The sequence below is a fragment of the Rhodococcus sp. 27YEA6 genome (genome assembly GCF_044908235.1).
GTDB classification, from domain to species: domain Bacteria; phylum Actinomycetota; class Actinomycetes; order Mycobacteriales; family Mycobacteriaceae; genus Rhodococcus_F; species Rhodococcus_F qingshengii.
The window spans coordinates 140,263-166,475 of the sequence record NZ_JBIYCY010000003.1 but is presented as its reverse complement, the minus strand read 5'-3'; the positions used below and the strand labels follow the sequence as shown (position 1 = coordinate 166,475).

Annotated in this window: 21 protein-coding genes; 13 read left to right on the top strand and 8 right to left on the bottom strand. The window is 62.0% G+C overall.

Annotation, left to right across the window (positions count from 1 at the left end):
* Positions 1-88: 88 nt before the first annotated feature.
* Positions 89-1,345: a phosphoribosylamine--glycine ligase gene (gene purD / locus ABH939_RS11105; RefSeq protein ID WP_007734401.1), complete on the top strand. Its 1,257-nt coding sequence runs from the start codon at positions 89-91 to the stop codon at positions 1,343-1,345.
* Positions 1,346-1,587: 242 nt separating this feature from the next.
* A complete protein-coding gene (locus ABH939_RS11100; protein ID WP_007734403.1) occupies positions 1,588-3,156 on the top strand; it encodes a GMC oxidoreductase in 1,569 nt (522 codons plus the stop codon).
* 74 nt (positions 3,157-3,230) lie between these two features.
* On the opposite strand, the gene ABH939_RS11095 is transcribed toward ABH939_RS11100, so the two are convergent.
* Positions 3,231-3,686 (bottom strand): MarR family winged helix-turn-helix transcriptional regulator, encoded by a 456-nt coding sequence (locus tag ABH939_RS11095; protein WP_047269576.1) that lies wholly within the window; start codon positions 3,684-3,686, stop codon positions 3,231-3,233.
* A gap of 99 nt (positions 3,687-3,785) precedes the next feature.
* On the opposite strand from ABH939_RS11095, the gene ABH939_RS11090 reads away from it, so the two are divergent.
* A complete protein-coding gene (locus ABH939_RS11090; RefSeq protein ID WP_232329983.1) occupies positions 3,786-4,868 on the top strand; it encodes an iron-siderophore ABC transporter substrate-binding protein in 1,083 nt (360 codons plus the stop codon).
* On the opposite strand, the gene ABH939_RS11085 is transcribed toward ABH939_RS11090, so the two are convergent.
* Positions 4,804-5,637, bottom strand: coding sequence for a phosphatase PAP2 family protein (locus tag ABH939_RS11085; RefSeq protein WP_404649620.1), 834 nt, complete (start codon positions 5,635-5,637; stop codon positions 4,804-4,806). The two genes, ABH939_RS11090 and ABH939_RS11085, sit on opposite strands and share 65 nt — an antisense overlap.
* Positions 5,638-5,754: 117 nt before the next feature.
* Between ABH939_RS11085 and ABH939_RS11080 the strand changes: the two genes are divergently transcribed.
* On the top strand, positions 5,755-6,429 hold the full coding sequence (locus ABH939_RS11080) for a response regulator transcription factor (protein WP_064111838.1): 675 nt from the start codon (positions 5,755-5,757) through the stop codon (positions 6,427-6,429).
* A 3-nt stretch (positions 6,430-6,432) separates the two neighbouring features.
* Here the strand turns inward: ABH939_RS11080 and ABH939_RS11075 are convergent, their stop codons facing one another.
* Complete coding sequence (locus ABH939_RS11075) at positions 6,433-7,821, bottom strand: sensor histidine kinase (protein WP_404649619.1); 1,389 nt, start codon at positions 7,819-7,821, stop codon at positions 6,433-6,435.
* Positions 7,822-7,903: 82 nt separating this feature from the next.
* Here ABH939_RS11075 and ABH939_RS11070 point away from each other — a divergent pair, with 82 nt between their 5' ends.
* Complete coding sequence (locus ABH939_RS11070; RefSeq protein ID WP_054782118.1) at positions 7,904-8,713, top strand: hypothetical protein; 810 nt, start codon at positions 7,904-7,906, stop codon at positions 8,711-8,713.
* A 51-nt stretch (positions 8,714-8,764) separates the two neighbouring features.
* Here the strand turns inward: ABH939_RS11070 and ABH939_RS11065 are convergent, their stop codons facing one another.
* The 3 genes from ABH939_RS11065 to ABH939_RS11055 are packed head-to-tail and all read right to left on the bottom strand — an operon-like array spanning position 8,765 to position 15,216.
* Positions 8,765-10,162: a serine hydrolase gene (locus ABH939_RS11065; protein WP_007734413.1), complete on the bottom strand. Its 1,398-nt coding sequence runs from the start codon at positions 10,160-10,162 to the stop codon at positions 8,765-8,767.
* Between the two features lie 20 nt (positions 10,163-10,182).
* A complete protein-coding gene (locus tag ABH939_RS11060; protein ID WP_064111829.1) occupies positions 10,183-13,551 on the bottom strand; it encodes a serine hydrolase in 3,369 nt (1,122 codons plus the stop codon).
* 54 nt (positions 13,552-13,605) lie between these two features.
* Entirely contained in the window at positions 13,606-15,216 is a 1,611-nt protein-coding gene (locus ABH939_RS11055) for an ABC transporter substrate-binding protein (protein WP_042452661.1), read from the bottom strand.
* A gap of 162 nt (positions 15,217-15,378) precedes the next feature.
* Here ABH939_RS11055 and ABH939_RS11050 point away from each other — a divergent pair, with 162 nt between their 5' ends.
* From ABH939_RS11050 to ABH939_RS11030, 5 genes are all read left to right on the top strand, one after another.
* The gene (locus ABH939_RS11050; RefSeq protein ID WP_070162182.1) at positions 15,379-16,539 is read left to right on the top strand and encodes a pyridoxal phosphate-dependent aminotransferase; all 1,161 of its coding nucleotides are present in this window, start codon (positions 15,379-15,381) and stop codon (positions 16,537-16,539) included.
* Between the two features lie 64 nt (positions 16,540-16,603).
* The gene (locus ABH939_RS11045) at positions 16,604-17,209 is read left to right on the top strand and encodes a TetR/AcrR family transcriptional regulator (RefSeq protein WP_003945736.1); all 606 of its coding nucleotides are present in this window, start codon (positions 16,604-16,606) and stop codon (positions 17,207-17,209) included.
* Between the two features lie 55 nt (positions 17,210-17,264).
* Positions 17,265-18,686 (top strand): adenylosuccinate lyase, encoded by a 1,422-nt coding sequence (gene purB / locus ABH939_RS11040; RefSeq protein ID WP_404649618.1) that lies wholly within the window; start codon positions 17,265-17,267, stop codon positions 18,684-18,686.
* Between the two features lie 66 nt (positions 18,687-18,752).
* A complete protein-coding gene (locus tag ABH939_RS11035) occupies positions 18,753-19,166 on the top strand; it encodes an HIT family protein (RefSeq protein ID WP_042920316.1) in 414 nt (137 codons plus the stop codon).
* A gap of 55 nt (positions 19,167-19,221) precedes the next feature.
* The gene (locus ABH939_RS11030; protein WP_338927653.1) at positions 19,222-20,610 is read left to right on the top strand and encodes a DUF1254 domain-containing protein; all 1,389 of its coding nucleotides are present in this window, start codon (positions 19,222-19,224) and stop codon (positions 20,608-20,610) included.
* 13 nt (positions 20,611-20,623) lie between these two features.
* On the opposite strand, the gene fes is transcribed toward ABH939_RS11030, so the two are convergent.
* Positions 20,624-21,859, bottom strand: coding sequence for an enterochelin esterase (gene fes, locus ABH939_RS11025; protein WP_003945472.1), 1,236 nt, complete (start codon positions 21,857-21,859; stop codon positions 20,624-20,626).
* Positions 21,860-21,925: 66 nt separating this feature from the next.
* On the opposite strand from fes, the gene fepB reads away from it, so the two are divergent.
* From fepB to ABH939_RS11010, 3 genes are all read left to right on the top strand, one after another.
* Positions 21,926-22,921 carry a Fe2+-enterobactin ABC transporter substrate-binding protein gene (gene fepB, locus ABH939_RS11020; RefSeq protein ID WP_039973419.1) on the top strand — a complete coding sequence of 332 codons (996 nt, stop codon included), beginning with the start codon at positions 21,926-21,928 and terminating at the stop codon, positions 22,919-22,921.
* Between the two features lie 147 nt (positions 22,922-23,068).
* Positions 23,069-24,346 carry a sensor histidine kinase gene (locus tag ABH939_RS11015; protein ID WP_404649617.1) on the top strand — a complete coding sequence of 426 codons (1,278 nt, stop codon included), beginning with the start codon at positions 23,069-23,071 and terminating at the stop codon, positions 24,344-24,346.
* The gene (locus ABH939_RS11010) at positions 24,343-25,005 is read left to right on the top strand and encodes a response regulator transcription factor (protein WP_003945911.1); all 663 of its coding nucleotides are present in this window, start codon (positions 24,343-24,345) and stop codon (positions 25,003-25,005) included. The genes ABH939_RS11015 and ABH939_RS11010 overlap by 4 nt, the downstream gene beginning before the upstream one ends.
* 96 nt (positions 25,006-25,101) lie before the next feature.
* Here the strand turns inward: ABH939_RS11010 and ABH939_RS11005 are convergent, their stop codons facing one another.
* A complete protein-coding gene (locus tag ABH939_RS11005; protein WP_070162114.1) occupies positions 25,102-26,034 on the bottom strand; it encodes a tyrosine-protein phosphatase in 933 nt (310 codons plus the stop codon).
* Between the last annotated feature and the right edge of the window lie 179 nt (positions 26,035-26,213).

The window sequence follows — 26,213 nt, the reverse complement described above, 5'->3', positions numbered from 1 at the left end:
TATTTCGCACAAAGGCCGAACGCTGGGACCTTGGCCCCGTGAGTGGCACTCCGAGAGCGCTGTTATCGCAGGCCGTAGTCTGTTCCCCGTGCGCGTACTAGTAATCGGCTCCGGAGCCCGTGAACATGCCCTCCTTCTCTCTCTTGCTCGCGATCCAGGTGTCACGGCCCTGATCTGCGCGCCTGGCAATGCCGGGATCGCAAAAATCGCCGAGCAGCACCCCATCGACGTCGCTTCGGGTGACGCGGTTACCGCGCTGGCCCAGAAGGTCGAAGCCGACCTCGTCGTCATCGGACCCGAGGTTCCGCTGGTCCTCGGTGTCGCAGACGCGGTGCGCGCAGCAGGTATCGCCTGCTTCGGGCCTTCGGCCGACGCCGCCCGCATCGAGGGATCGAAGGCTTTCGCCAAGGACGTGATGGCTGTCGCCGGCGTCAAGACCGCTCACAGCGAGATCGTCGACAATCCGGCCAAGCTCGACGAAGCACTCGACCGCTTCGGTCCCAACTGGGTGGTCAAGGACGACGGACTGGCCGCGGGTAAGGGCGTAGTCGTCACGACGGATCGTCTCGCCGCGCGCGATCATGCCGCAGAACTGCTCGAGACCGGACACCCGGTTCTCCTCGAGTCCTTCCTCGACGGTCCGGAAGTTTCGCTCTTCTGCCTCGTCGACGGCGAAACCGTGATCCCGCTGCTCCCGGCTCAGGACCACAAGCGAGTCGGCGACGGAGACTCCGGACCCAACACCGGCGGCATGGGCGCGTACACCCCATTGCCGTGGCTGCCCGACGAGATGGTCACGCAGATTGTCGACGACGTCGTCAAGCCTGTCGCTGCCGAGTTGGTCGCGCGCGGTAGCAGTTTCTCCGGCCTTCTCTACGCCGGTCTGGCGATCGGTGTCGACGGCCCGGCCGTCGTCGAATTCAACTGCCGGTTCGGTGACCCCGAAACTCAGGCCGTGCTTGCTCTCCTCGAAACGCCGCTGGGCGGTCTACTCAATGCAGCCTCGACCGGAACACTCGATTCGGTCGGTCCGTTGCAGTGGCGCGACGGTTCCGCTGTCACGGTCGTGATTGCCGCGGAGAACTACCCGTCAACCCCACGCACCGGCGACGTGATCACCGGAGCCGACGCCGACGGAGTCCTGCACGCCGGTACCAAGAAGCGTGAAGACGGTGCCGTCGTCTCGGCCGGCGGGCGTGTGCTGAGTGTTGTCGGAGTGGGCAAGGATCTGACCGAAGCTCGCGACGACGCCTACGCAAAGATCGCCGACGTCAAGCTTCCCGGCGGTCATTTCCGCAAGGACATCGGGCTCGGCGCCGTCGAAGGTCGCATCTCAATTCCCTGACTCGTTCTTTCGGAGGGCCGGTGAACTTTCTGTTCATCGGCCCTTTTCATGGAAAATCAACGGTTCCTCGAAGTTACCCACGAGTATGGACTTCTCGTTCGGTTTCTCCCGGTATATCTCAGCGCGGGGGTCACGGAAAGAGAAGGGCACACTTGAGCATTCGCGCTGGATCCAACGAACGGCACGCACGTACCAATTCCACGCTCTCGCGTAGAAACTTCTTGGCAGCAACAGGATTAGCTGTGGGGGCCGCCGCACTCTCATCCTCGTGGACCACGGCGGCCGCTGCGCCCAGACGAGCATTGAACGACGGAGACCGTGTCCCCGCGCTCGTGATCGGCAGTGGATACGGCGGTGCCGTTGCGGCACTTCGCCTGACACAGGCCGGTATCGACACGCACATGGTCGAGATGGGGAAGTCGTGGACCACACCAGGGTCCGACGGCAAGATCTTCTGCCCGATGCTCTCGCCCGACGGTCGGTCCTTCTGGCTCAGAGACCGTACAGTTCAACCGGTTTCACACTTCTCCGGCGGCTCGGTGGACAAGAACATCAGCCGCTACGTCGGTGTTCTCGACGCCGAGGACTTCGGCGGGATCAAGGTCTACCAGGGCCGAGGGGTCGGCGGTGGGTCGCTGGTCAACGGCGGTATGGCCGTCACACCCAAGCGTAACTACTTCGAAGAGATCCTGCCCGGTGTCGATTCCAACGAGATGTACTCGACGTATTTCCCGCGCGCGAACGCTGCGCTCGGAGTCAACAACATCGACCCGGCCTGGTTCGAATCGACCGAGTACTACAAGTTCGCGCGGACGGGGCGAAAGACCGCTGAGAGATCCGGTTACACAACAACGTTTGTGCCGAATGTCTACGACTTCAACTACATGAAGCAGGAAGCTGCCGGCCAGGTCACCAAGTCTGCTCTGGTCAGTGAGGTCATCTACGGCAACAATGCCGGAAAGAAATCTCTGGACAAGACGTACCTCGCTGCGGCATCCGCCACCGGCAAGCTCACCATTTCAGCTCTGCACGTCGTGACCTCGGTTGCCCCGGCCGCGACCGGCGGTGGCTATCAAGTGGTGATGAACCAGATCAACGAGCAGGGCAATACCGTCGGCACCAAGACAGTGACGGCGGACAAGGTCTTCTTCGCGGCCGGCAGTATCGGGACCAGCAAGCTCCTGGTCGCGATGAAAGCGCAAGGGCAGCTGGCGAATTTGCCGGGTGCAGTTGGACAGGAATGGGGTCACAACGGCAACGTGATGGTGGGCCGCGCCAATCACATGTGGGACGCCACCGGTGCGAAGCAGTCCGCGATCCCCGTGATGGGTATCGACAACTGGGCCGACACATCCGCTCCCGTCTTTGCGGAAATCGCACCCTTCCCGGCCGGTACCGAACTGTGGGTCAGCCTGTACTTGGCGATTGCCAAGAATCCGCAACGCGCTCAGTTCCAATTCAACTCGGCAACAGGCAAAGTCGGATTGAACTGGCAGCGCTCGCAGAACCAGCCGTCGATCGACATGGCGAAGAAGCTCTTCGACAAGATCAACAAGAAGGAAGGCACGATCTACCGGACCGACCTCTTCGGCCCGACGCAGACGTGGGGCGATCAGTTGACGTACCACCCCCTCGGCGGTTGTGTGCTCGGCAAGGCGACCGACGGCTACGGTCGTCTGCCGGAGTACCCGGGTCTGTACGTCATGGACGGATCCCTCGTACCGGGCAATGTGGGAGTCAATCCGTTCGTCACCATCACCGCTCTGGCCGAACGGAATATCGAGAACATCATTGCGAACGACATGAACTAGGGCGGTAACTCGTCAGCAGGTGCGGTGCGGTGCGGCAGGTGCTGCACCGCACCGCTTCTGTGTGTCCCGGAGTGTCACCGCGGTGCGTGATCTCGCAATGATCGATTGACCCGGTCGAGGATGTCGATGGCAGCGGACAATGTGTCGAGGTCGCCCTCGTCGAGGGACGCCAATTCTTCGGCGAGAACGCCGATGCGTAGTTCGGATCGACGGTCTCGTCGCGCGCTTCGCTCGTCCTTCACGAAAAGTGTGCTCACTCGGCCGTCCGTGGGATCGGGCCGTCGCTCGATCAGATCTTTGTCGGAGAGTGTGCGCACCAGTGTGCTGACGGTGTTCGGGCGTCTGGAGAGACGGTCGGCGACAGCCCCGATGCGAGTGCCCGGGTGTTGTGCGACATCGTGAAGTACTTCGGATTGTGCCTCGGGCAAAGTCGCGTCGGTGCCTGACGTAGCCATGTATTCCCGCAGCGCTCGACGCAATTCGAACGCCGCAGCGATGAGTGATCTCGATGCTTCTTCCGCGGTGGGCACGTGATCAGAGTAGCGATCGACCCCGTGTGATCCACGCCCTGGAACTGTATCTGACACAGATATAGTTTACAGTTCTTCAAAGGGTAGGGTCACCTAACCATGACGGAAGATGAAGCTGTCATGCTTCACGACGTACGGGACACGATCATGAATTTTCGAAAGAAGTCACGCAGTGTAATGCTGATCGGCGCACTGACATTGGTGGCAGCTCTCAGTGGCTGCTCGAGCGAGGACGCGTCGCCCACAGATGCCGAGATCAGTGCGTCAGCTCCGGCGGACTCTGCGTTTGTCGCTCCGCGAGAAGTCCCGGTTGGAATGGGGAGCGGAAAGTCGGACGGCGAGTTCCCTCGTACCGTCTCACACTTCAAAGGGGACACCACGATCGAATCGCAGCCCGAAAAGGTTGTCGTCATCTCGACCGGGCAAGCAGATGCACTCCTGTCGCTCGGTGTCGTGCCCGCAGGTTCGACGCGTGGTGACGGTGCGGACCTGGTGCCTCCGTACTTGTTGTCTGCGTACCCCGAATTCCGTACTCAGCTAAGTGATGTCGTTGACGCAGGTGGACGCTTCACACCGAATTTCGAAGCGATCGTCACGCTCGATCCTGACCTGATCTTGATGAATGTTGCAGGAAAGGACGCTGATTCGCTGTACGACCAGCTTTCCGCCATCGCACCCACGGTGGCAACACAGGGAACCGGCGTCTACTGGAAGCAGGACTTCCTGCTGGTTGCCGACGGGGTAGGTAAGACGCAGCAGGCGGCGGCACTGCTGGATACCTTCAATACCGATGCCGCGGCCCTCGGTGCTTCCCTCTCGTCGCCGCCGACGGTGTCGTTCACGCGCCAGAACGGAAATCGTCTGCGCATCTTCGGTATTCCTTCGTTCACCGGCAGTATCGCCGAGGATGCCGGCTTGACCCGTCCGCAGTCGCAGCAGTTCGACGACACTTCCCGAGACATCAGTGAAGAAGAGTTGAACGTGGCGGACGCCGACTGGATCTTCTACGGCGTGCAGGGCGGGGACCCGGCGACATTGACGAACGCGCCGTTGTGGGCGCAGTTACGTGGTGTGGTCGCCAACCAAACCGTCGCTGTTGACGACGACGTCTTCTACCTCAATACCGGGCCGACTGCGGCTCGTGAAGTGCTGAAGGTTCTGCAGAGCGCATTGCAGCAGTAGTCGATTCAGCTTGGTTGTGAGTGCCGACGAATCGGAAGAGGGCTCCACCCACCGTGACGGCAAGCGTCGCGAGAATGGCTCCGGCGATGACGTCGGTGAGCCAGTGCGCACCCAAGTAGAGGCGAGTCAGCGCGACGACGACGGTGACCGTCACGGCGAGGAGCATCAGAAGGCGTTTGACGGCCGCTGTTCGGTCGACGCTCACAACGAGAACGGCAATGCCGAACAGCGCTGCTGTGCCCGTCACGTGACCGGAGGGGAACGAGTGGCCGGTCTCGAGAAGAACCTGGATGTTGGTCGGCGGACGTTCGCGACCGACGAGCGCTTTGATTACCGTGCTGGCGACCGCCGCCCCGCCAACCGTTCCGATCACGATCAGGCCCGGAACGACCGAACGCGCTCGCCATGAGATGAGCACTCCGCAGGTGATCCCGAGTAGCGCGGTGGCGACCGGGCTACCGAGATCTGTGACGGCGACCGCGATCTGGTTCAGGGCGCCGCTCCGATGATCGACCATCCAGTCGGTCTCCGGCCCGTCGAAGCTCGTCAACCACCCGCTTCCATACACCTGGATCGACAGCGTCACCAGTGCAAGCACGAGTCCGCACGTGCGAAGGGCTGTAGACCGAACGCTGGAAGCTCGGTAGATCGAACCGAACGCGAACAGAGCTGCGGCCGCCACGATTGCGGCAACCGCGATCTCTGCGGTGGTGCTCTCGGTCAGGACTTCGGTGACCACGTTTCGCACGGTCGACACAGTTGCAGGCATGAATGCAGTGTGACGAGCCGAAGTTGAAGAAACGCTGAACGGAACTCGGCTCTGGGTCTACCGTCTGCTCTACTGGGTGCATCCGAACAACTGCGTGGCGACGAAACGGGGCCGGTGGTGCGAGTACTGGTGGTCGAAGACGAAGTGCGCCTGGCCGAGACGATCCGGCGGGGATTGGTGGCCGAGGGATTCGTGACCGCGGTCGAACTCAACGGTGACGACGGATTCGCGACTGCGTGCAGTGACGAATTCGACGTGATCGTTCTCGACATCATGTTGCCGGGCAAACACGGGTACGACATCGTGCGGGATCTACGCGCCCGGGAGATCTGGACGCCGATCCTCATGCTCTCGGCAAAGGACGGCGAATACGACCTGGCTGATGCATTCGATCTCGGCGCCGACGACTACCTGGTCAAGCCATTCTCGTTTGTCGTGTTTCTCGCTCGGCTGCGCGCACTGGTGCGTCGCGGCGCTCCACAACGTCCGGCGATACTCTCCGTTGGAGACCTGTCCCTCGACCCGGCCAAACATCAGGTGAGCAGAGCGGGAATCGAATTGACCCTGACGCCGCGGGAGTACAGCGTTCTCGAATTCTTGATGCGCAACAATGGTGTGGTGGTCACGAAGACCGAGATCGTTCGCTCCGTCTGGGACACCAACTACGAAGGTGACGAGAACATCGTCGAGGTGTATATCGGTTACCTTCGTAAGAAGCTCGACCTCCCGTTCGGAACTCAGAGCATCGAAACGGTCCGAGGCGTCGGGTACCGCTTTGTCGGCACTGCCTGATCTTCAGTCGTTCGGTACCGGAATCGTCACCTCGAATCGACTTCCACCGCCCACTCTCTCGTTGACGGAAATGGTTCCGTGGTGCGCCGCAACTATTTCCGACGCGATGGCGAGTCCAAGTCCGGACCCGCCTCCCTGCCTCGACCGCGGCTGGTCCAGGCGGACGAAGCGTCCGAAGATTCGTTCGCGTTCTGCTTCAGGGATTCCGGGCCCGTCGTCCTCGATCACGATGTGGGCTTCGTTTCCGGCTTCGGAGCACTCGAGATACACGAGGGTCTCCGCATGCCGCACTGCATTGTCCACGAGGTTTCGCACCATCCGCGTCAATGCTCTCGGGTCTCCGGAGACCCGAACCGGAGCCACGGCAGCGGCGACCGTAACTTCGGAGATACCGTCGATCCTTTTCTGCTCGGCGAACAAGATGTCATCGAGGTCGACGTCGACGACGACGCCGAACTTTTCGAGTTCGCTTTCGTCCGAGCGTGCGAGAATCAACAGGTCTTCGATCAACTGCCGCATTCGGCGCGCCTCGGGAAGTAGTGCGTCTTCGATCAACGCGTCGTCGAGGAGATCCGGGCGTCGGTGTGCCAGTTCGAGGGCCGTCGTGATCGTGGACAGCGGACTGCGTAACTCGTGTGAGGCATCGCTGACAAATCGTTGCTGGGCCAGCGCGCCTTCGTCGAGGCGCGCCAGCATGTCGTTCATTGTTGTTGCCAGTCGGGCTATCTCGTCGTTCCCTGACGGTACAGGCACTCGTTCACCTTGACGCCCACTCGAAATCGACGCTACCCGAGCGCGGATGCGTTCGACGGGAGCGAGGGCCGAACCGACGAGGCGGTAGGTGGCAAACGCTGCCAGCCCCAGGACCAGAGGTCCGACGATGGCCAGCAGAACGGCAACGGTCGTCACCACGGTTTCAACCGGTTCGCGGTCGGCGCCGACGAAGACGGTGACTGGTCCGGTCGGCGTCTGAGCGCCTCGCCCGATCAGCCAGTAGTCCTCGTCGTCGGACTTCTTGACCCTTCCGAGAGCGTCCGACTCGTCAGGGCCGAGAAAACGTCCGGACAGGAGGTCGCTGTCGGTTCCAGGTGATTGGGCGACTATTCGGTGATCGGCGTCGACGATCTGCACGATTCCGATCTGACTGTCTGTGGACAGAAGCGAAGGGTCGAGATCGGCAGGGTTTTTTCCGTTGAGCTGCTGGACCAATTGCGTGGCGCGAGCTTCGGAGCTGTTCAGCGCGGACAGATGCAGGGAGTTTGCCAGCACGAAAACCAGTGCAAGCCCGGCGATCACCAGGCAGAAGGCGATCACGAGTGTCGAAGCCACGGTCGACCGCGCGCGCACGCTCCACCGGGACGGGTGCAGAATCGACGAGGCAAGATGCTCCATGACGTCCAGTCTGTACTCTCCGGCGCAATCGCGGCGAACGTTCTCAGCTTCCCTTCAACAACCAGGTGCCACGCTGGCCGACATGGCGTTCACGCGTGAAATGGCGAGCAAGGTCCCAGAGGTCACACTGTACTTCTGGCTGATCAAGATTCTGGGCACGACGGTGGGGGAGACTGCCGCGGATTCACTCGACGCGGATCTAGGTATCGGACTGATCGGCACCGCTGCGTTGACTTCGGTGTTCTTGGTCGTCGCGCTGATCATCCAGTTCACGCGGAAACAGTATGTACCGTGGATTTATTGGCTGGTGGTAGTTCTGATCAGCGTAGTCGGAACGCTCATCACCGACATTCTGACCGACGATCTCGGTGTACCGCTCGAAGTGAGTACGGGAGTCTTTGCGGTTGCCCTGGCCGCTACGTTCGGGATCTGGTTTGCCAGTGAACGGACGTTGTCCATCCACAGTATTCGCACGCCGAAGCGCGAAGCGTTCTACTGGTTCGCCATCCTGTTCACATTTTCACTGGGAACGGCGGCAGGAGACTTGATTGCCGAACAGGTGGACCTGGGGTATGCGAAGTCTGCTGTGTTGTTCGGCGTCGTGATCGCCGTAGTGGCCGCCGCGCACTTCGGCCTGAAACTCAATGCTGTACTTGCATTTTGGATCGCTTATGTTGTCACTCGTCCATTGGGAGCGTCCATCGGTGACCTGTTGACCCAAGACCGAGATGAGGGCGGCTTGGGATTCGGGCCGACGGTGGTGAGCATTGTCTTCACGATCGTGATCGTCGCGCTGGTCGCCTTTCTCACTGGCACCAAAGTCGATGTTCTGCCAGAACCGAGCAATGAACGGCAGCCCGCAGACGCAAAAACGGGTGACGCGGTCCGGTGAGATCGGCGAGTTCGATCGCACTTGTTCGGACCGCGTCACCCGTCTAGAGGATCAAGCCACTCGCTTGGCGGTGCGGCCGCCGAATTCGAGCATCACGGCGCGACCGGTGTCGTCGGTGACGAAGCGTCCCAACGCCCGGGTGGTGTCGGCGCGCGCAGCGAAGTCACGGTCGTTGAGGAAGGCGATCGGGATTGCCGGCGGCCAGACGATGTCCTCGTATTCACCGAGATCCTGCGCGCTGCCCATCCGGATGCCGATTCCCTCGTCACCGGGGGCGACGGTCATCGTCAGTGAGCCGGCCTGATACTTGCCCAGGACTGCGTCGACGGCAGCGGGTTCGGGCTCGACCACGTCGAGGGATGCCGGCGTGGGTAGTTCAGTGAGGTTGGCCATGCACCAGTCGACGATCTTCTTGCCGATTCCGCCGCCGAGGGCGTTGGTCAGCACGGTGACGGCGAAGTTCTTCTCGGGCACTGTCATGAACTCGGAGACCTGGAGGTTGCTCACGTTTCCGCCGTGCCGCACTACCTGTGTGGTTCCGTATCGAGTCAACAGCCATCCCAGGCCGACTTCTTCGAACATCATCGCGGCGGGACGCTGCGGCTTCTGCATCAACAACCGGGTGGACTCGTCGAGCGGCTGTCCTTCGCCGGGGTGTTCGCCAGACAGTGCGTAACGTGCCCAGACGAGTTGGTCTCGCACCGAGGACCACATTCCGCCGCAAGGGATCATGCCGCGGTCCAGCCCGGTTTCGTTGGACACGAACGGCACACCGTCGCGGATGTAGTGACCGAGTGCGAACCGGTGGGTCATCACGTCCCAGGGCAGGAAGGCCGAGTTCTTCATTTCGAGGGGGTCGAGCACGCGCTGCTTGACCAGCTCTTCGAAGGTCAGTCCGCTGATCTTGGCCACGACATGTCCGGCGAGAACGAATCCGGAGTTGCTGTAGGAGAAGACTTCTCCGACGGGAAATTCTTGTCGCAGTTCGTTCAGCCGTGAAACCGAGCGTCCCAGGGCGTCTTCGCCCCAGCCTGCCGAGAGGCCCGCGTCGCCGGTGAATCCGCCGGTGTGGGTGAGGAGGTGACGCATCGTGACTGTGCGCGTGGCTGTTTCGTCGGCGAAGGTCAGTTCGGGGACGTACTCGACCAACGGGGTGTCGAGATCGAGTAGGCCGTCCTCGACGAGTGCCATCGCGGCTGTTGCGGCGAACACCTTTGTGGTGGAGCCGATCATGAACATCGTCTTGTCGGTGACCGGGAGTTGGGTTTCGACGCTCTCGATGCCACTGGTGACGACGATGTCCTTGTCGCCGTGCACGATGCCGACCGAGACGCCGGGGATGTTTGCCTCGACCCTCCACTGATCGACGAGTTCTTGAAGCTGTTCTTGCATCTTTGATTCCTCGAGTTCGCTGGCGTTCTGTGTTTCGGCGTTCTGTGTTTCCGTCATCGTATGTGTATCGGTCATCGTCACGCGTTAACCCGTGGTAGGAAGCGGAATCCGACGTACACTCCGTCTCGGTGCGGCCGTACCGTCGTCCAACCGGCGGCCCCGGGTTGACGGGTGGTCCAGGTCCCCGGGATCTGCGACGGTACGAGAGTGGCTACCGTTGCAGGCTTCTTCGGAGCTGTTTCGTCTTCCTCGGGATTCGGGATTACGTCGCCGATGACGGTGATCACGGCCTCGTCAGCGGACTCTCCACGACGGAACTCGATTGCTATCCCGCCCGAGCTGTACTTTCCCAGAACCGAATCCGGAATCGACTCCACACTCGCGGGGTTCGGGGCGAGGGCTTGCGGAGGTTCGAGTCCGACCAACGCGGCCGCGGCTTCGGTGAAGAGATCACGGTAGAGGCCGTCGGCCTTGCCGCCGCTGGTCAGCAGTGCGATCGCGACATTGTGGCGGGGGAAGATACGCAGATATGCGTGCTGCCCGATGGTGCTGCCGTCGTGCCCGAAAATCTCTTCGCCCGACCAGGTTTCGTGGAACCAGCCCAAGCCCCAACCCGACTTGTCCGGGAACAGTTCGCTGATGTCGATTTCGGGTGTGCGCATCGCGGCGGCCGACTTTTCCGACACGATCCGTACGCCGTCGACGCTCTGTCCTTCGAGAAGACCGAGTTCCGCGAACGTGAGTAGATCTCCGATGCTGGCAGTGATGCAACCCGCGGGCCCCATCGAGCGCGTGATCGGCCAGACGGGCATCACGACGGAGTTCCCCGTATGACCCGCTGCCACAGAGTATCTCGGTGTATCTCCGGTCAACGTGAGTGTGTGCGCGAGGCCGAGCGGATCGATGATCCGCTCCTTGAGGATGTCGTCCCAGATGCCGCCGCGAAGAACCTCGACGATACGAGCTGCAAGGACGTACGCGGAGTTCGAGTACGCGAAGCCGTCCTCGAGTGGATGAACCTGACGGAAGTCACGCAGGCCCTCGACGTAGCGTTCGACGACGTCGTCGCCGCGACCCTTGTCGATGAACAGGTCACCGTCGATTCCGTTGCGATGGTTCAGAAGTGCGCGAACCGTGATGCGGGCAGCTGTTTCCTCGTCCTGCAGTGCGAAATCGGGCAGAATCGACCGGACGGTCGCGTCCAGGTCGAGCAAGCCTTCGTCGACAAGCTGCATGACCAGCATCGCGGTCCATACCTTGGTGATGGATCCGATCTGGAACAGGGAGTCGGTGGATACCTCGACCCCGGTGTCTGCATTGATCACGCCGGAAGCCACCGTCGTACGGGTGATTTCCTTGCCGTTGGAATCGAGTGTGAGAATACCGAATTGAGCACCGGTGACGCCGTAACGCTCACACAGTACGTCCAGCGAACGCTTCCACGCGTCGGCTCCGGCAGACGCGTTGGCCAGGCCGGTCTTGGGCAGCTTCGCGGAGGTGTATCGCTTGACCCATTCGATGAGTCGTGTGCTGTAGTCGATTCGGTGCGAGATCGAGCCGTTGACGAGGAACCCGTGGCTTGCACCGGGATACGCCACCAGACGGGTGGGTACGTGCTGCTGGCGCAGTGCGGCGAACCAGGCCTCGGCTTGACCCAGCGGGCACCGCTCGTCCGACTTTCCGTGCAGGATCAGCGTCGGGGTCACCACGTTCTTCACGGCGGCGAGCGGTGAGGCTGCCAGGAGCCCCGCGGAGTTCTCGGGAACAGTCGTGCCGGTGGCGAGTGACGCGAGGTGCGGACCGAAATCGCAGACTCCGGCCATGGCGTTGAAATCGCAGATCAGCCCGCCGGCAACCGCAGCGGCAAAACGATCCGTCGCGGACGTCAGGTGACACGTACTGTATCCGCCGTAGCTGTACCCGGTGATCGCCAGACGGTCCCCGTCGACAAGTCCCTCGGCGACAAGCGCGTCGATCGGCTCGAGGAAGTCGGCTTGGTCGGAGGTACCCCAGGCGCCGTTGACGGCGTACATGAAGTCTGCGCCGTACCCGTCCGACCCACGTGGATTGAGGGTCAGGATGCGCCAACCCTGGGCGGCGAGAACCTGGTGGGCGGGGTGATAGGTATCTGCAACGCCGGTCCACGCGTTGTGCGGTCCGCCGTGAATGTCGAGCAGAAGGGGTGCGGCACCACTGGTTTCGGGAGCGGACAGCAACCAACCATGCACGGTGCGGCCGTCGGAGATGGTGAACTCGCGTTCCTCGGCGGCAAACAGTGTCACCTCGGGGAGTGCTTCTGCGGTGAATTTCGTCAGCGTGGTGACCGCGCCGCTGTCGAGATCGACGAGTGCGACCTCGCCGAAGGACTGCTGCGTGGTGACGATGACGGAGGCGACGCGGGCGTCACGGGCAACGGAGAGCGCCGAGACGACCTCGTTGGGATTGGCGACGAGGGATCGAGAGGTGCCGGTTTCGATGTCGGCCGCGTACAGATGCGTCCATCCACGATCGCGTAGGCAGAACACGATTTCGTCGCGAGTATTCGACAGTGCCGGTGTGCCGCCGGGGTAACCGGGTGCACCGGGCATCACGTTGCGATCGAGATGAGCTGTGAGGGTGACGTCGACCGGTGTCTCGGTTGGGCCGGGGACGGACAGCCGGATCAGGTCTGCAGTTCCGACACGGACCTCGGGTGTGCCGATGGCGACGACCGAATCTCCCTGCGGATGCCACAGTGTGGAGCCCTGCACTCCGGTGGCATGACCGAGTCGCTGCGGGGGAACCGACAGATCGTCGACGAGGATGCGGTAAGCGCTGAACGTGAGGTTCAGATCGCTGTCCGGTTCGAGATTCGCGGTGAAGGCAAGGGCCGTGCCGTCGGGCGACCAGGACGGAACGTCGGCATTCCAATCACCGTCGGTGAGCCGTCGAACTGCCTTCGTCTCCAGATCGACGGTGTGAAGGTGGCGACGGAAGGTGCCGAGCCAACCGGCACCGTCCACCTTGTACCCGAGTCGGTCGGTGACGATGGGAGCATTCGGATCGGCGGAGTCCGAGCGTGAGACCACAGCGGCGAACGCGATGGCATTTCCGTCCGGGCTCCAGGCTGCTGCACCGGCGCCGAGGGGGAGTGATGCTGATGTGGTGAGAGTTTCGGCCTCGCCACCGGCGAGCGGGATCAGGTGCAGCTGCGCGGAGTCGCCGACCTTACGCAGGAAGGCAATCGAGGTTCCGTCCGGAGAGAACCGAGGGGCAGAATCGGCGGGCCCTGCGGTGAGGCGGCGAGCCTGGGAACCGCGGGACACCGCCCAGAGCGATGTAGTTGCCTTTCCGGCAACAATTTCCGAGCGAACGAAGACGACCACGGTGCCGTCGGGAGAGATTGAGGTCTCAGTGGGTGTGACCACACGGTGGAGGTCGTCGAGAACAAATGGACGGTCAGTCATGTAGATCCTTCGAATCGGAGAAATAGATGCAGACGTAAAGCTTTGTCTTCCGGCTTATTTCAGAACGCGAATGCCAGGGCCGGCCAGGGTGCCGCCAACTGGTGCATACAGGGCCGTTGCGCCGTTGAAGAACATGAAGTTCGGCGACGTGGACACCGGAATGACGTCGGACGAGGTGAACAGTGCTTGTTCCGCTTCCTTCCACACCGAGCAGGATTCCTGCCCGGGCAGAACCGAGGCCTTCGCCGCCAGTTCGGCGTACTTTTGATTGTCGATCGATGCGAAGTTGACACCCGACGGTGGGGTGGGGCCGGCGAAGTACGGAACGAAGATGCTGGGGGTATCGCTCTGGACGGTCAGTCCGATCGAGATCGACCATGACGTCAGGTCTTTCGCTGCGAATGTGTTGGAAATGATGAAGTTGTTGTCACCACCACGAAGCTCTACCTTCGCACCGAGCTCCTGCCACTGCTTCATCGCGTATTCTGCTGCTGCAGAGGTGGTGTCGCGGTAGTTGGCAAAGATGACCGTCAATTGCAGCGCTTGACCGTCCTTGGTCAGGACACCGTCGGATCCGGGCTTCCAACCGGCGTCCGCAAGAGTCTTTTTCGCAGCGGCCATGTCGAACTTCGGAACTACACCGGTGACGCTGTCGAAGTCACACGCCCGCGGATCGACTACTGCCAGTGCCGTAGCTCGTGAGCCTTTGCCACCGGTGTTGATGTCCGTGTAATCGTCGAGATCGATCGCTTGCACGAGTGCGGTGCGTACCGCCTCGTCCTTGGTGGGGAGAGCCGCATTGTGGTTGAAGATGAACTGTCCGCTCAGGGTGTTGGACGTCATCGACTCGAGGCCTGAAGCTTCCACACGTTCGATATCCGCGCCGGCAACCGGGGCCGCGTTGACCGTTCCGGTGAGGACGAGATTCGCCGTCGTCGCGGCGTCGGTCACGACCTTGATCGTGACCGTCTTGGGCACTCCGAGCGTGTCCGACGTGGTTTCGCCGTTCGGCCCCCAGTTGTATCCGTCGCGGCGTTCGAGCGTGACGTGATCGTTGGCCACTACTTCGGTGATCTTGAACAGTCCGGTTCCGTTGCTGCTGCCTCGAACACTGGCAGGGTCGTCGAGGGCTGCCTGGCACGCCATCTTGAGAGCGCCGATGCGCTCGAGGAGGAAGGGCGCGGGTTCCGTTGTCTTGATCGTGAGCTCGTCACCATCAGCGGTTGCTACCGCAGTTTCGGGTACGGATGCTCCCAACCACGGCGAGCCGTTGGTCGTGTCGACGACCCAGTTGATGTTGTTTGCCGCTGTCTGGGCAGTGAAGGTCGTGCCGTCTTCACACGTGATCCCCTTTTTGAGGGTGAAGTTCAGCGAAGTTCCGTTCTCGCTCCATTTTTCGGCCAGATACGAGCCCGCTGCGCGGGTTTTGGGGTCGATGGCCAACAACGAGTCGTTCGTATAGCTGTTGATCGCCTGCGTGGCAGTCAGATTGGTGATCAGGGGATGAAGGTTGCCGGGATCGGTGTTCACGATCGTGGTGAAACTGCCGTCCTTCGCGTAGTCGCCGGAAGAATTGCCGCCAGGATCAGAGGTGCTTCCGCACGAGGCAACCGTGAGAACGCCGATCGTGACCAGAGCCGCAGTGGGCACTGAGCGAGCTTTCATCTGATGCACCTTTTGATCGAAGGAAGTCGTTGATCAATGTTGCGCGAGGGACGTGGCCCAGGTCTCGTTGAATCGACTCATGCTGAGCGCCTGAATCTGTCGGATCGTCACAATGGGTGGTCGTCGTTTCTTGCCGCACCACGGTTCGACTACCGTCGGAGTGTGCGCTCAGAATCTCGTCGATCAGATATCCAGACCTTCCATGTCATGGATGTATGGAAGGCCGCGACCGAACGTCAGCGGACACATGGTGACGTCCTGACCTTGGCGGCAGGTCAACCGTCGACGCCCGCGCCGGCACCGGTGCTACGTGCGACGCGAGAGATTCTGGGCACCGAACTACTCGGGTATACCGAGACTTTCGGGATCCTGCAGCTACGCGAGGCTATTGCGCGCTACCACAGCGAGCGATCGGGAATCGCCGTCGACGCCGAAGACGTGGTGGTGACGACCGGTTCGTCCGGGGCGTTCACCTTGCTCTTCCTGGCCGCGTTCGACGAGGGCGACACCGTGGTGGTTGCTCGACCCGGATATCCCGCGTACCGCAATACCCTTGCCGCTCTCGGCTGCAACGTCGTCGAACTCGACTGCGGGCCGGCAACTCGATACCAGCCGACAGTGGAAATGCTCGAGGCTTTGCCGTCGCCGCCTGCCGGACTGATCGTCGCGAGCCCGGCAAATCCCACGGGCACGGTGATCTCGCCCGAGGAGCTCGCTGCATTGGCGACGTGGTGCGAGCAGCACGGAACTCTTCTGATCTCGGACGAGATCTACCACGGCATCGGATACGGCGATCAGCACACGTCGAGCGCCTGGGAGACCTCACGCGAGTCCGTCGTGATCGGCTCGGTGTCCAAGTACTTCTCGATGACGGGTTGGCGACTCGGGTGGATGTTGGTGCCGACCTATCTTCGGCGCCCGCTGCAGAGACTCGCGTCGAACATGACCGTGTGTCCGCCCGCGATCTCTCAGTACGCCGCCGTCGAGGCGTTCTCGGACGAGGCGAAGGTCGAGTTGGACGGGCACGTTCAGCGGTACGCCGTCAATCGTGAACTGTTGTTGACCGGGTTGCCGAAACTGGGCATCACCGAGTTGGCTCCCGCCGACGGTGCGTTCTACGTCTACGCGGACATCGGCCATCTGTGTGGCGACGAGGGCGCCACCGCGTGGTGTGCCCGGTTGCTGACAGATACCGGGGTCGCGCTGGCACCTGGAATCGATTTCGACACCGTCCACGGAAACCGGATGGTCAGACTCTCGTTCGCGGGTGCGACAGCCGACATCCAGGAGGCACTGACCCGCCTCGAGAAGTGGCTCGGGTAACAAACAGCAGGGTCTTCGAGCTGTTTCGCCATGCGGAGGTGCCCTCTGCTGGCACGATGTCGTGGTGTCTTCTGCAGCTACGCCCAAGGGCGAACGACGTCGCCAAGCTCTGGTGGCGTCCGCTGCTGAACTTTTGCTGGAGGGCGGGTTCGACGCCGTTCGTCACCGAGCGGTGGCAACCAGAGCTGACCTTCCACTGGCTTCGACGACCTATTACTTCGACTCACTCGACGATCTGATCGCGTGTGCCGTCGAGCTCAACGGCAACGCCGACATGGAAGCGATGCGCGCCAGAGTGGCTGCGGTGACCCAACGTCGGCGGGGCGCGGAATCAACCGTCGAACTGTTGGTCGAGCTGCTGCTCGGAGACGAAGAGAAGCGGCCGGAGAGCCGCGAGCGTTTGATCTCGCGCTACGAACGATTCGTCGCGTGTGCCCGTCATCCCGCACTTCGTGACGTGCAGTTGCGCCTACGAGCCCAGCTCGACGACCTGTTGACCGATGCGCTTCGACGCTCGGGCCGGTCGGCTCCCGAGGGGCAATTGCGCCGTCTTGTCGCGATGGTCGACGGTGCGATGATCACGGCTCTGGGGGAGTACGACCCGGACCCACGGGGGTTGGCCAGGGGAATGCTCTTGGAATCGATCGACGTGATGGCGCCGCCGGTCTAGCTCGGTCTCTATCGGGGGTAACGGCACTGCTTGGCCCCCGTTAGACTGAGGCCTCGTGAGCCGCATCCCGAATGTCCTTGCCAACCGCTACGCCAGCCCGGAGCTCGTCGCTCTGTGGTCTCCCGAGTACAAGATCGTGCTCGAGCGTCAATTGTGGGTGGCGGTGTTGCGTGCGCAGGCAGAGCTGGGCATCGACATTCCGGCCGACGCCATCGACGACTACGAGCGTGTCATCGACAACGTCGACCTCGAGTCCATCGCGGACCGCGAGCGGGTCACCCGCCACGACGTGAAGGCACGCATCGAGGAATTCAACTCACTCGCCGGGCACGAGCAGGTCCACAAGGGCATGACCAGCCGCGACCTCACCGAGAACGTCGAGCAGCTGCAGATCGTGCGTTCTCTCGAACACGTCTACAACCACGGCATCGCCGTCGCCGCCCGTCTGGGTGAGCGCGCTGCCGAGTACTCGTCCATCGTTATGGCCGGCCGCTCGCACAACGTCGCAGCTCAGGCCACCACCTTGGGCAAGCGTTTCGCTTCGGCCGCCGACGAGCTGCTGGTTGCAATGACGCGTCTGCGCCAGCTGATCGACCGGTACCCGCTTCGTGGGATCAAGGGCCCGATGGGGACCGCTCAGGACATGCTCGACCTCCTCGACGGCGATGCGGCCAAGCTCGAGCAGCTCGAAGCGAAGGTTGCGGAGCACCTCGGATTCGCTCACGTGTTGACCAGCGTCGGCCAGGTGTACCCGCGTTCCCTCGACCACGACGTCATCTCCGCGCTCGTTCAGGTCGGCGCGGGCCCGTCGTCGTTTGCACACACGATCCGCCTGATGGCCGGCCACGAGTTGGTCACCGAAGGCTTCCAGCCCGGCCAGGTCGGCAGCTCAGCGATGCCGCACAAGATGAACACCCGCTCGTGCGAGCGAGTCAACGGACTTCAGGTGATCCTGCGCGGATACGGCTCCATGGCAGCTGAGCTTGCGGGTGCACAGTGGAACGAGGGCGACGTCTTCTGCTCCGTCGTGCGCCGCGTCGCGCTCCCGGACGCGTTCTTCGCGATCGACGGCATGTTCGAGACCTTCCTGACCGTGCTGATCGAGATGGGCGCGTACCCGGCCGTCATCGAGAAGGAACTGACCAGGTATCTGCCGTTCCTCGCCACGACGCGCGTGCTCATGGCCGCCGTCCGCGCCGGCGTCGGACGCGAGACCGCACACGAGGCGATCAAGGAGAATGCCGTCGCAGTTGCGCTGGCGATGCGTGAAGAGGGCAAGGAGCCCGACCTGCTCGATCGTCTTGCCGCCGACGACCGTTTGCCGCTCGACCGCGATGCACTCGACGAGGCCCTGGCCGACAAGGCTGCTTTTGTCGGTGCCGCTTCGGCTCAGGTCGATGCCGTTGTCGCCGAGGTGCAGAAACTTGTCGACGCCAACCCCGAAGCTGCGGCGTACGCGCCGTCGCCGATTCTGTAAGGGCTACGCCCCGTGCGCCTTTCCGGTGGTCACCACTACCGAAAAGGCGCACAGGGGCCGGAGACCATGGACTGCATCTTCTGTTCCATCATCGCCGGTGAGGCCGAGGCCAGCGTCGTCTACGACGACGCGAATGTCCTTGCCTTCATGGATATTCGGCCGTTCACATCCGGCCATCTCCTGGTCGTGCCGAAGCGCCACGCCAGTGGATTGTCCACGCTCGATCCCGACGACGGTGCCAGGATCTTCGCCGTCGCGCAGAAGATCGCCGCGGCGATGCGTACCGGATCTCTTCCCGTCGACGGAGTGAATCTGCACCTCTCCGACGGAGCTGTTGCGGGGCAGGAAGTCTTCCATGTTCATCTGCATGTCATTCCGCGAAATCGCGGCGACGGCTTCGGCCTGCGCGCCCTACCTCGCACGCCCAATCGGACAATCCTCGACAGCACGGCTGCCGTCATTCGAGGCGCACTGAACTAGAGGTTCACCCGGTGTGGGTGATTCGCGCCGAGGTTTCTCCCAGCACCATCTGGGTATGGCCGACATCGAACTGACGTATTCCTGCGGACTTGTCCCGAGGGACGGAGAGCTTCCCGCTCGCGAAACCATCGCAACGGTCTTCGACGAGCTCGACTTCCAAACAGCAGTGCAGGCGTACTTGTGGGCCATACCCATCGTGTCCTGGGCTCAGTGGATGGACGTGCATACCAACATCTTCGGAGCAACTGCCTCCGATATCGTCGTCTACCGCTCATATCGTGACCGACTAGGCCTGATCACCGCCAACGCGACGACTCCGTACATCTTGAACTTTTTCGATCTCGGTGCAACGGGGCCGTTGGTGATCGAATTGCCGCCAGGGCCGACCGCCGGGGGCATCGCAGATTTCTGGCAACGAGAATTCGCGGTGCTCGGTGAGATGGGCCCCGATGCAGGCAAGGGTGGCAAGACCCTGGTAGTCGGCCCAGGCCAGAGTGCCGAGGACACAGGTGATTACACCGTTGTCCACTCCCCGATGATGCACATCATGTTCGGCTTCCGCACGCTCGATCCCGACCCGGCGCGCTCGGACGCGTTGGTCGACGCCGTCCGGGTGTACCCGTACTCCGATCGTGAGAATCCGACTCCGACGCGTCTGGTCTCACCGGACGGCAAGCCCTGGAGCGGAATTCAGCCGCGAGACCTTCGATACTGGGAACTCCTGCACGACATCGTGCAGGACGAACCTGTCGAAGAGCGCGACCGCTTCCCGATGGCGTGGCTTCGGCAGCTGGGGATTGAGAAGGGCAAGCCATTCGCCCCGGATGATCGAGCGAGAAAGATCTTGCAACGGGCCGTCGAAGTGGGGGAGGTGTTCGCCCAGGCGAATGCGTTCGTCAAACGCTTCCCCGGTTCGCGCTACTGGCCGGATCGCCAGTGGGACTTGGCGATTGTCCTGGACAACTCAGCTCAGCGAGGGGACAACTACGGCGAGTTCTACGAACGCGCGTCGTGGTTCTACGAGGCGGTCACCTTCTCCGAGGCGATGAAGAGTACGACGCCCGGACTCGGGCAGGCATATCTGGGTAGCTACGCCGACGCCGAGGGGCACTGGTTGGACGGAGGAAAGAGTTACACACTCCACGTACCCGCCGATGTCCCGGCAAAGTTGTTCTGGTCCGCGACGGTCTACTCGGTCGACACACGCTGCCTTGTCGACAACCAGCAGGGCCGAGGCGACCGTGGCTCGCGAGATCCCGATCTTGTTGTCAACGAGGACGGTTCGGTGGATCTCTACTACGGACCTACAACTCCGGTAGGGAAGGAACCCAATTGGGTTCAGACCATTGCGGGTCAGCACTGGTTCTCGTACTTCCGCTTCTACGGACCGCTCGAACCATATTTCGATCGGACTTGGAAGCTTGGTGACATCGAGCCGGCCTAGAGTGTGGTCTGTCTCACGGACTGCCGATCAGTTCGACAACGGAGTCCAGAAGGACACTGCGCCAGCACAACCAGTCGTGGCCGCCGTCGAAGATCCGACACGACACTTGCGCTCCTGCGGCCTCCAGTGCCTGTGCGACCGCTGCGCTGTGCCCGACCATGTCGGACTCGTGCTTACCTACTTCGAGGACAACGCGTAATCCGTCCGGTACGCCGTCGCGCTCGATGCGTGCGGCTATGTCTCCACCCGGCGGGCCGTCTTCCCCGCGCTTCAAGCCGGTTGGCCACCAGAACGAACCGGACCCGCTGGCGACCAGCGCGAAGTGTTCGGGGAATTCGAGTGCTGCGAACATCGAAGCCAGGCCGCCGAAGCTCTGCCCCGAGACCACCGTTCGCGTTCGATCAGACGAGAAAGGTGTGACGGCGCGCACCTGCGGAAGCAGTTCGTCGACGACTGCACTCCAGTAGTCGCGGTTGCACGGCAATTCCTGCGAACGGCGTTGATTGTCAACGGAATCGATGGCCAGCAGAACGCAGGATTTCAGTTTGCCGGTCTGGACCGCACGATCGAAGGCGGCGCCTGCCGGCATGACCTCGGCCCAGTGACGCCCGTCGAGAAGTATCACGAGCGGCCGTTCTTCGAGCGGTGTCAATCCGTCGTCCACGGTCTCGTAGATCCACACCGGCCGCTCGACGTCCAAAGTCGAACTAGCCCAGGTGAGCTGTACCGACTTCCTGAAAACTGGAGCATCCCAACCGAACTGGACCGGCGCCAAGGGCATCTCGGCGACGGAACGCCTTGTGTCCACACCTGCGGAAAGCGGATTGAGTGGGTCGGCAATTCGGTGCTCGAGCAACCCCAACCAGCGTGTGCGGCGGGTCGAGTCTTCCTTGCCTGCTCCCGGATAGTCGAACTCGTCGACTACGGACTTCGGTACCGGGATGATGCTGTAACTGCTACGCCAGGTGTTCGAGACTTCGGCGGTGTAGAACCACACCGGACTGTCTCCGAGTCGCTGCATCACGCTGAGTTGTTCTGCGTGATGGTCGGTCAGCGAATTTGCATCCAGGTAAACGCGCTCGACCTCGGTCTCCTCGGGCTGACGCCAGAGGAACGTAACTCGAACAGTCTGTGTATCAACGCTTTCGATGATCGGCGTTCCTTGTTGCACTATCCGATTCCAGGACGTCTCGATGTCGGGCGAGGCCGCGAGGGTAGCGGACAATTCGGTCACCGCCTGAGTTAGCATGAGCACAGCCTAACCTAATTTAATGGGCTTTTGAATTCGAGGAGTGGTCCGCCAGTGGGCGTCACAATGAAAAAATCACGCACCCTGAAGGTGCTCTCCGCAGTCTTGGTAGCAGGGTTCGCCCTCGCCGGTTGTAGTTCTGCGGATGCCGATTCCGATGCTGACTCAGCTGCATCGCAGGGTAATTGGCCGCGTACCGTGGAAACGCCGAAGGGGCCGGTGGAGATCACGTCGAAGCCGGAGAGGATCGTCTCGACCAGTGTGACGCTGACGGGCACGCTGTTGTCGATCGACGCTCCGGTGGTGGCTACCGCATCGACGGGACCGAACACCGACGTCTCGGATGCGCAGGGGTTGTTCACACAGTGGGGCGACATAGCAGAAGAACGCGGACTTGCAGTATTGCCGATGGGCGGTGCGAACGCGGAATCCGTTCTGGCGCAGAACCCGGACCTGATCGTCGTCTCGGCAACTGGAGGTGACTCCGTCGTCGATCTGTACGAACAGTTCACGGCCATCGCGCCGACAATCGTGGTGGACTACGGCGGAAGTAGTTGGCAGGAAGTCGCCGCTGTGCTGGGTAAGGCGACAGGTCTCGAAGACAACGCGGCGGCCACGGTCGCGAAGTTCGACAGCGCAGTAGAGGCCGCGAAGGCCAAGATCACACTTCCCCCGCAGCCGACCACTGCGCTGGTCTACTACGAGGACGGCAGCGGCGCCAATATCTGGACGCACGAGTCGGGGCAGGCGAAGTTGCTCACGGCGATGGGTTTCACGGTCGCCGACATTCCCGAGTCCGCGAAGAGCAGTGAATCCATGGGTAAGCGCAAGGACATCATTCAGGTCTCGGCGGAGAACCTCTACGACGGTATCGCGGGCAACACCCTGATCTTGGTCAGTGCCGACGACGGTGCGGTGAAGGCGGTCGAGGCACTTCCACTGTTGGCCCAGCATCCGGCAATTCGTGATCACCACGTCTATGCCGTGGGTCTGGACACCTTCCGTCTCGACTACTACAGCGCAACCAACATGGTGAACCGGTTGGTCGAGCAGTTCAGCTGAGCCATAAGTACTAGGCCTTTCACCTTCAACTAGTGCTTTGGTAGGAGCCGGGAATCGAACATTCCCTTCACGTTCGCCGAATGTGGGACCAAGTGGTGCGCGCATGCCACCATGAACGTCAATCATCGGATGCGGAATGGGGAGTGGATGTTCGACTCGGCTGGTCAGAATGCCCCGGGGCAAGCCCTGGCATCGCGAGGGTGGGGACGTTTCAACCTGAACAACCCGGCCACGGCGGCCGTGATCGTCGGCCTGCTGAGTGTGCCGTGGGTGTTCGGTCTCGCCAGTCTCAAGACTGAACCCGAGACGAGCAATCGAGTGCTGAGCGATCCGGGAACCGTCGTCGGCATCATGGGTTTCCTGACGGTGTTGACCGTTGTGGCGTGTGCGCGCCGGCGGTACCCGATCGCGTACTACGTCCTGACGTTGGCAGGATCCGGCGGATTGATGCTCTTCCTCGGCAGTCGATCGCTGGGGGCCACGCCGCTTTTCTGGTTCGCGATCATGGCAGTGTCCATCCGAGTGACAGGCATGCGCCTGGTCGGACTGCTGGTCCTCGGAATGGCGATGGACGTGATCTTGGCGATGTATCTCACCGAACGGGACGGGCTGACGGTCGCCGAGGTTCAGGTGGGGGAGTTGCCTCACTTGTTCCTCGAACCGGCGGCAAACACCGTCACGAGTTTTCTGGTCGTCGCAGCCATGGGAAAGATCGTCGCGCGCCTGCGAAAACAAGCAGTGGAGAACAGTCAGGCAGTAGCGGATCTGCACCGGGACCGCGAACGCAAGATTGCGAATGCCGTTGTCGCCGAACGGCAGGACATGGCACGTGAACTGCACGATGTCGCTGCCCACCACATGACCGGCATGATCATCCAGGCTCGTGCCGCCGACAAGTTCTTCTCGAGCAATCCCGAACAAGCACAAGCCCTTCTGGGGGGCGTCATCGAGCAGGGTCAGCGGGCCCTCAACAGCTTGCGGCAGATCGTGGGGATACTTCGCCTGGGTGAGGAAGACCCCGATTTCCCGACGCCCATGGTCTCCGACATCGACGAGTTGGTGGACGACTGCAAGCGCACCATCTCGTCGATCTCGTTGGAGAAGGTCGGCCGCTTCGACGACCTGGACAGCGGAGTCCAGTTGACGTGTTACCGCATCGTGCAGGAGGCGTTGTCGAACGTCCTTCGCCATGCGCCGGGTAGCGAGTCCAAGGTGTGTCTGAGTCGAGAAGCCGGTGCGGTGAGGGTACGGGTGGTCAATACTCTCGGGAATGCTCGCCCGGCCTCCGACGGGCAAAACCTCGGAATTGTGGGAATGCGCGAACGCGCGACGCTCATGGGTGGTCAACTGGACGCCGGACCGAATTCGGAAGGTGAGTGGGCTGTGCAGGCACTGGTGCCGGTGAACGGGAGGATCAACGCATGATCGATGTCCTTATTGCAGACGACCAGCAGGTGGTACGGCAGGGGTTCGAGCTGTTTCTCTCCGGTCACCCCGAGATTCGTGTCGTCGGGCATGCCAAGACGGGAGTCGAGGCGTACGAGCAGGTGCGTGCACTGCGTCCGGACGTCGTGCTGATGGATATCCGAATGCCGCATGGCGACGGGTTGACTGCGACCCGGGAGGTCCTTGCCGAGTTTCCCGGGACCCGCGTCATCGTGATCACCACGTTCGATCTCGACGAGTACGTTTTCGAGGCGCTCGACAGCGGTGCCGCAGGGTTCTTGCTCAAAGACGCCGATCCCGAAGAGCTCTCGTCGGCAGTGTTGACCGTGGCCGAAGGTGGTTCGGTGCTCTCGCCGAGATTGACGTCGAGACTGATCGTGGAGTTCGCGAGGCGCAAGCCGGCACCGATGTCCACGGCGCGCTCCGGATCGGATCACGGTCTCAGTGCGCGTGAGATGGATGTGGTGCAGTTGCTGTCACAAGGCTTGGGAAACAACGACATCGCAGATTCCCTCAGCCTCGAACAGAGCACGGTGAAGTCGCACATCAGCAACATCTGCAAGAAGCTGCAGGTGCGTACCCGTGTGCAGATCGTCATCTGGGCGTACCGAAACAACGTGATCGCCGTATCGCGCTGACGCATGGGACGCTGCGGCGCATCCGCCGCGGCACGGGCAGAGAAGTACACGTGCCCCGGGTCCGATCCCTCGTCGAACCCGGGGCATCCGTGCCACTCAGCCCAGCAGTTTGGCTTTGAGCGTCATGACAGTCGCCGGGCTCAGACCCAGGCCCTCGGTCAGGTACCGATCGACTGACCCGTAGGTCTGGTCCAACTGGGCGAGACCGGCATCGAGATAGCTTGCCTCGACACCCAACAGGGGCTCCATGTTGACGGCCATCTGTTCGCCCAGGCTCGCCGCGATGCCCGCGCGCGTGGCCTTCATGCCTTCGGCTGTGTACTCGTTGGTCAGCAAGTAGTCGTTCATGATCACCGCGCGGTCGACACCGGCGATACTCAGCAGCAGAAACGACGTCCAGCCGGTGCGGTCTTTGCCTGCGGTGCAGTGGAAGACCTGTGCACCTTCGGTTTCCGCGAGACCCGTGAGCAACTGCGCGAACCCGGCCCGCTCCGTCGCTCCGGTGACGAAGGCGCGGTTCATGTCCTGCATCATCGATCGTGAGTCCTCGGGGGACTTGATCTTCGCGATCATCTCGGCGATGTTCCCGGACAGGATCGGAATGTTCTCGTACGCAACCCCGTCGGGCAAGACATCGGGCTTACTGGCGATCTCGGGTTCCGTGCGCAGATCGTAAACCTTTGTCAGTCCCAGCTTTTCGAGATTGCTCATGTCATCGCCCTTGGGCGTGATCGCGTTCGCGCGGTAGAAGACTCCCTTGTTCACGGGCAGGCCGAAAGTCCCCGAGTATCCGGCGCCGGTGCCTGCGACGTCGCGGAAATTGTCGATCCCGGTCAGCCGCGGCGCATCTGGGGTCTGCTCGGAACTGCCGAGGTTGCTGGATCCGAAATCCAGCGAGCCGAACAGCGGAGCCGAGGGGCCAGGTTCGGCCTGCGCGATCGAGGCGCCGAAACCGGTGATGAGAAAGCTACTGGTCAACGCAATGGCCGCGGCAGACCGTAGTGAGCAGGTACGGGTGGATCGGGACATGTGTGAGCCCTTCGTCGAGCGGAGAGAGTGGCGAGTCGATGAGGTATCGCGAAGGCAAGGTAGCGAGTTCGCGTGTCCGATTCGAGAGGAATCTTGCTTTGCTCCCTCTCAGTGGGAGGCGTGCTGTTGTGAGCGTGGGCGGCTCGGGAGGCGCAGTTCATTCCTCGGGACCTGTGTTT

What these genes read in the sequence shown, in the direction of transcription:
- ABH939_RS11090 (WP_232329983.1), top strand. Translation starts at nt 3,786, where the DNA reads ATGACGGAAGATGAAGCTGTCATGCTTCACGACGTACGGGACACGATC.
- ABH939_RS11085 (WP_404649620.1), bottom strand. Translation starts at nt 5,637, where the DNA reads ATGCCTGCAACTGTGTCGACCGTGCGAAACGTGGTCACCGAAGTCCTG.
- ABH939_RS11075 (WP_404649619.1), bottom strand. Translation starts at nt 7,821, where the DNA reads ATGGAGCATCTTGCCTCGTCGATTCTGCACCCGTCCCGGTGGAGCGTG.
- ABH939_RS11070 (WP_054782118.1), top strand. Translation starts at nt 7,904, where the DNA reads ATGGCGTTCACGCGTGAAATGGCGAGCAAGGTCCCAGAGGTCACACTG.
- ABH939_RS11065 (WP_007734413.1), bottom strand. Translation starts at nt 10,162, where the DNA reads ATGACGGAAACACAGAACGCCGAAACACAGAACGCCAGCGAACTCGAG.
- ABH939_RS11060 (WP_064111829.1), bottom strand. Translation starts at nt 13,551, where the DNA reads ATGACTGACCGTCCATTTGTTCTCGACGACCTCCACCGTGTGGTCACA.
- ABH939_RS11055 (WP_042452661.1), bottom strand. Translation starts at nt 15,216, where the DNA reads ATGAAAGCTCGCTCAGTGCCCACTGCGGCTCTGGTCACGATCGGCGTT.
- ABH939_RS11035 (WP_042920316.1), top strand. Translation starts at nt 18,753, where the DNA reads ATGGACTGCATCTTCTGTTCCATCATCGCCGGTGAGGCCGAGGCCAGC.
- ABH939_RS11030 (WP_338927653.1), top strand. Translation starts at nt 19,222, where the DNA reads ATGGCCGACATCGAACTGACGTATTCCTGCGGACTTGTCCCGAGGGAC.
- fes (WP_003945472.1), bottom strand. Translation starts at nt 21,859, where the DNA reads ATGCTAACTCAGGCGGTGACCGAATTGTCCGCTACCCTCGCGGCCTCG.
- fepB (WP_039973419.1), top strand. Translation starts at nt 21,926, where the DNA reads ATGAAAAAATCACGCACCCTGAAGGTGCTCTCCGCAGTCTTGGTAGCA.
- ABH939_RS11015 (WP_404649617.1), top strand. Translation starts at nt 23,069, where the DNA reads ATGTTCGACTCGGCTGGTCAGAATGCCCCGGGGCAAGCCCTGGCATCG.
- ABH939_RS11010 (WP_003945911.1), top strand. Translation starts at nt 24,343, where the DNA reads ATGATCGATGTCCTTATTGCAGACGACCAGCAGGTGGTACGGCAGGGG.
- ABH939_RS11005 (WP_070162114.1), bottom strand. Translation starts at nt 26,034, where the DNA reads ATGTCCCGATCCACCCGTACCTGCTCACTACGGTCTGCCGCGGCCATT.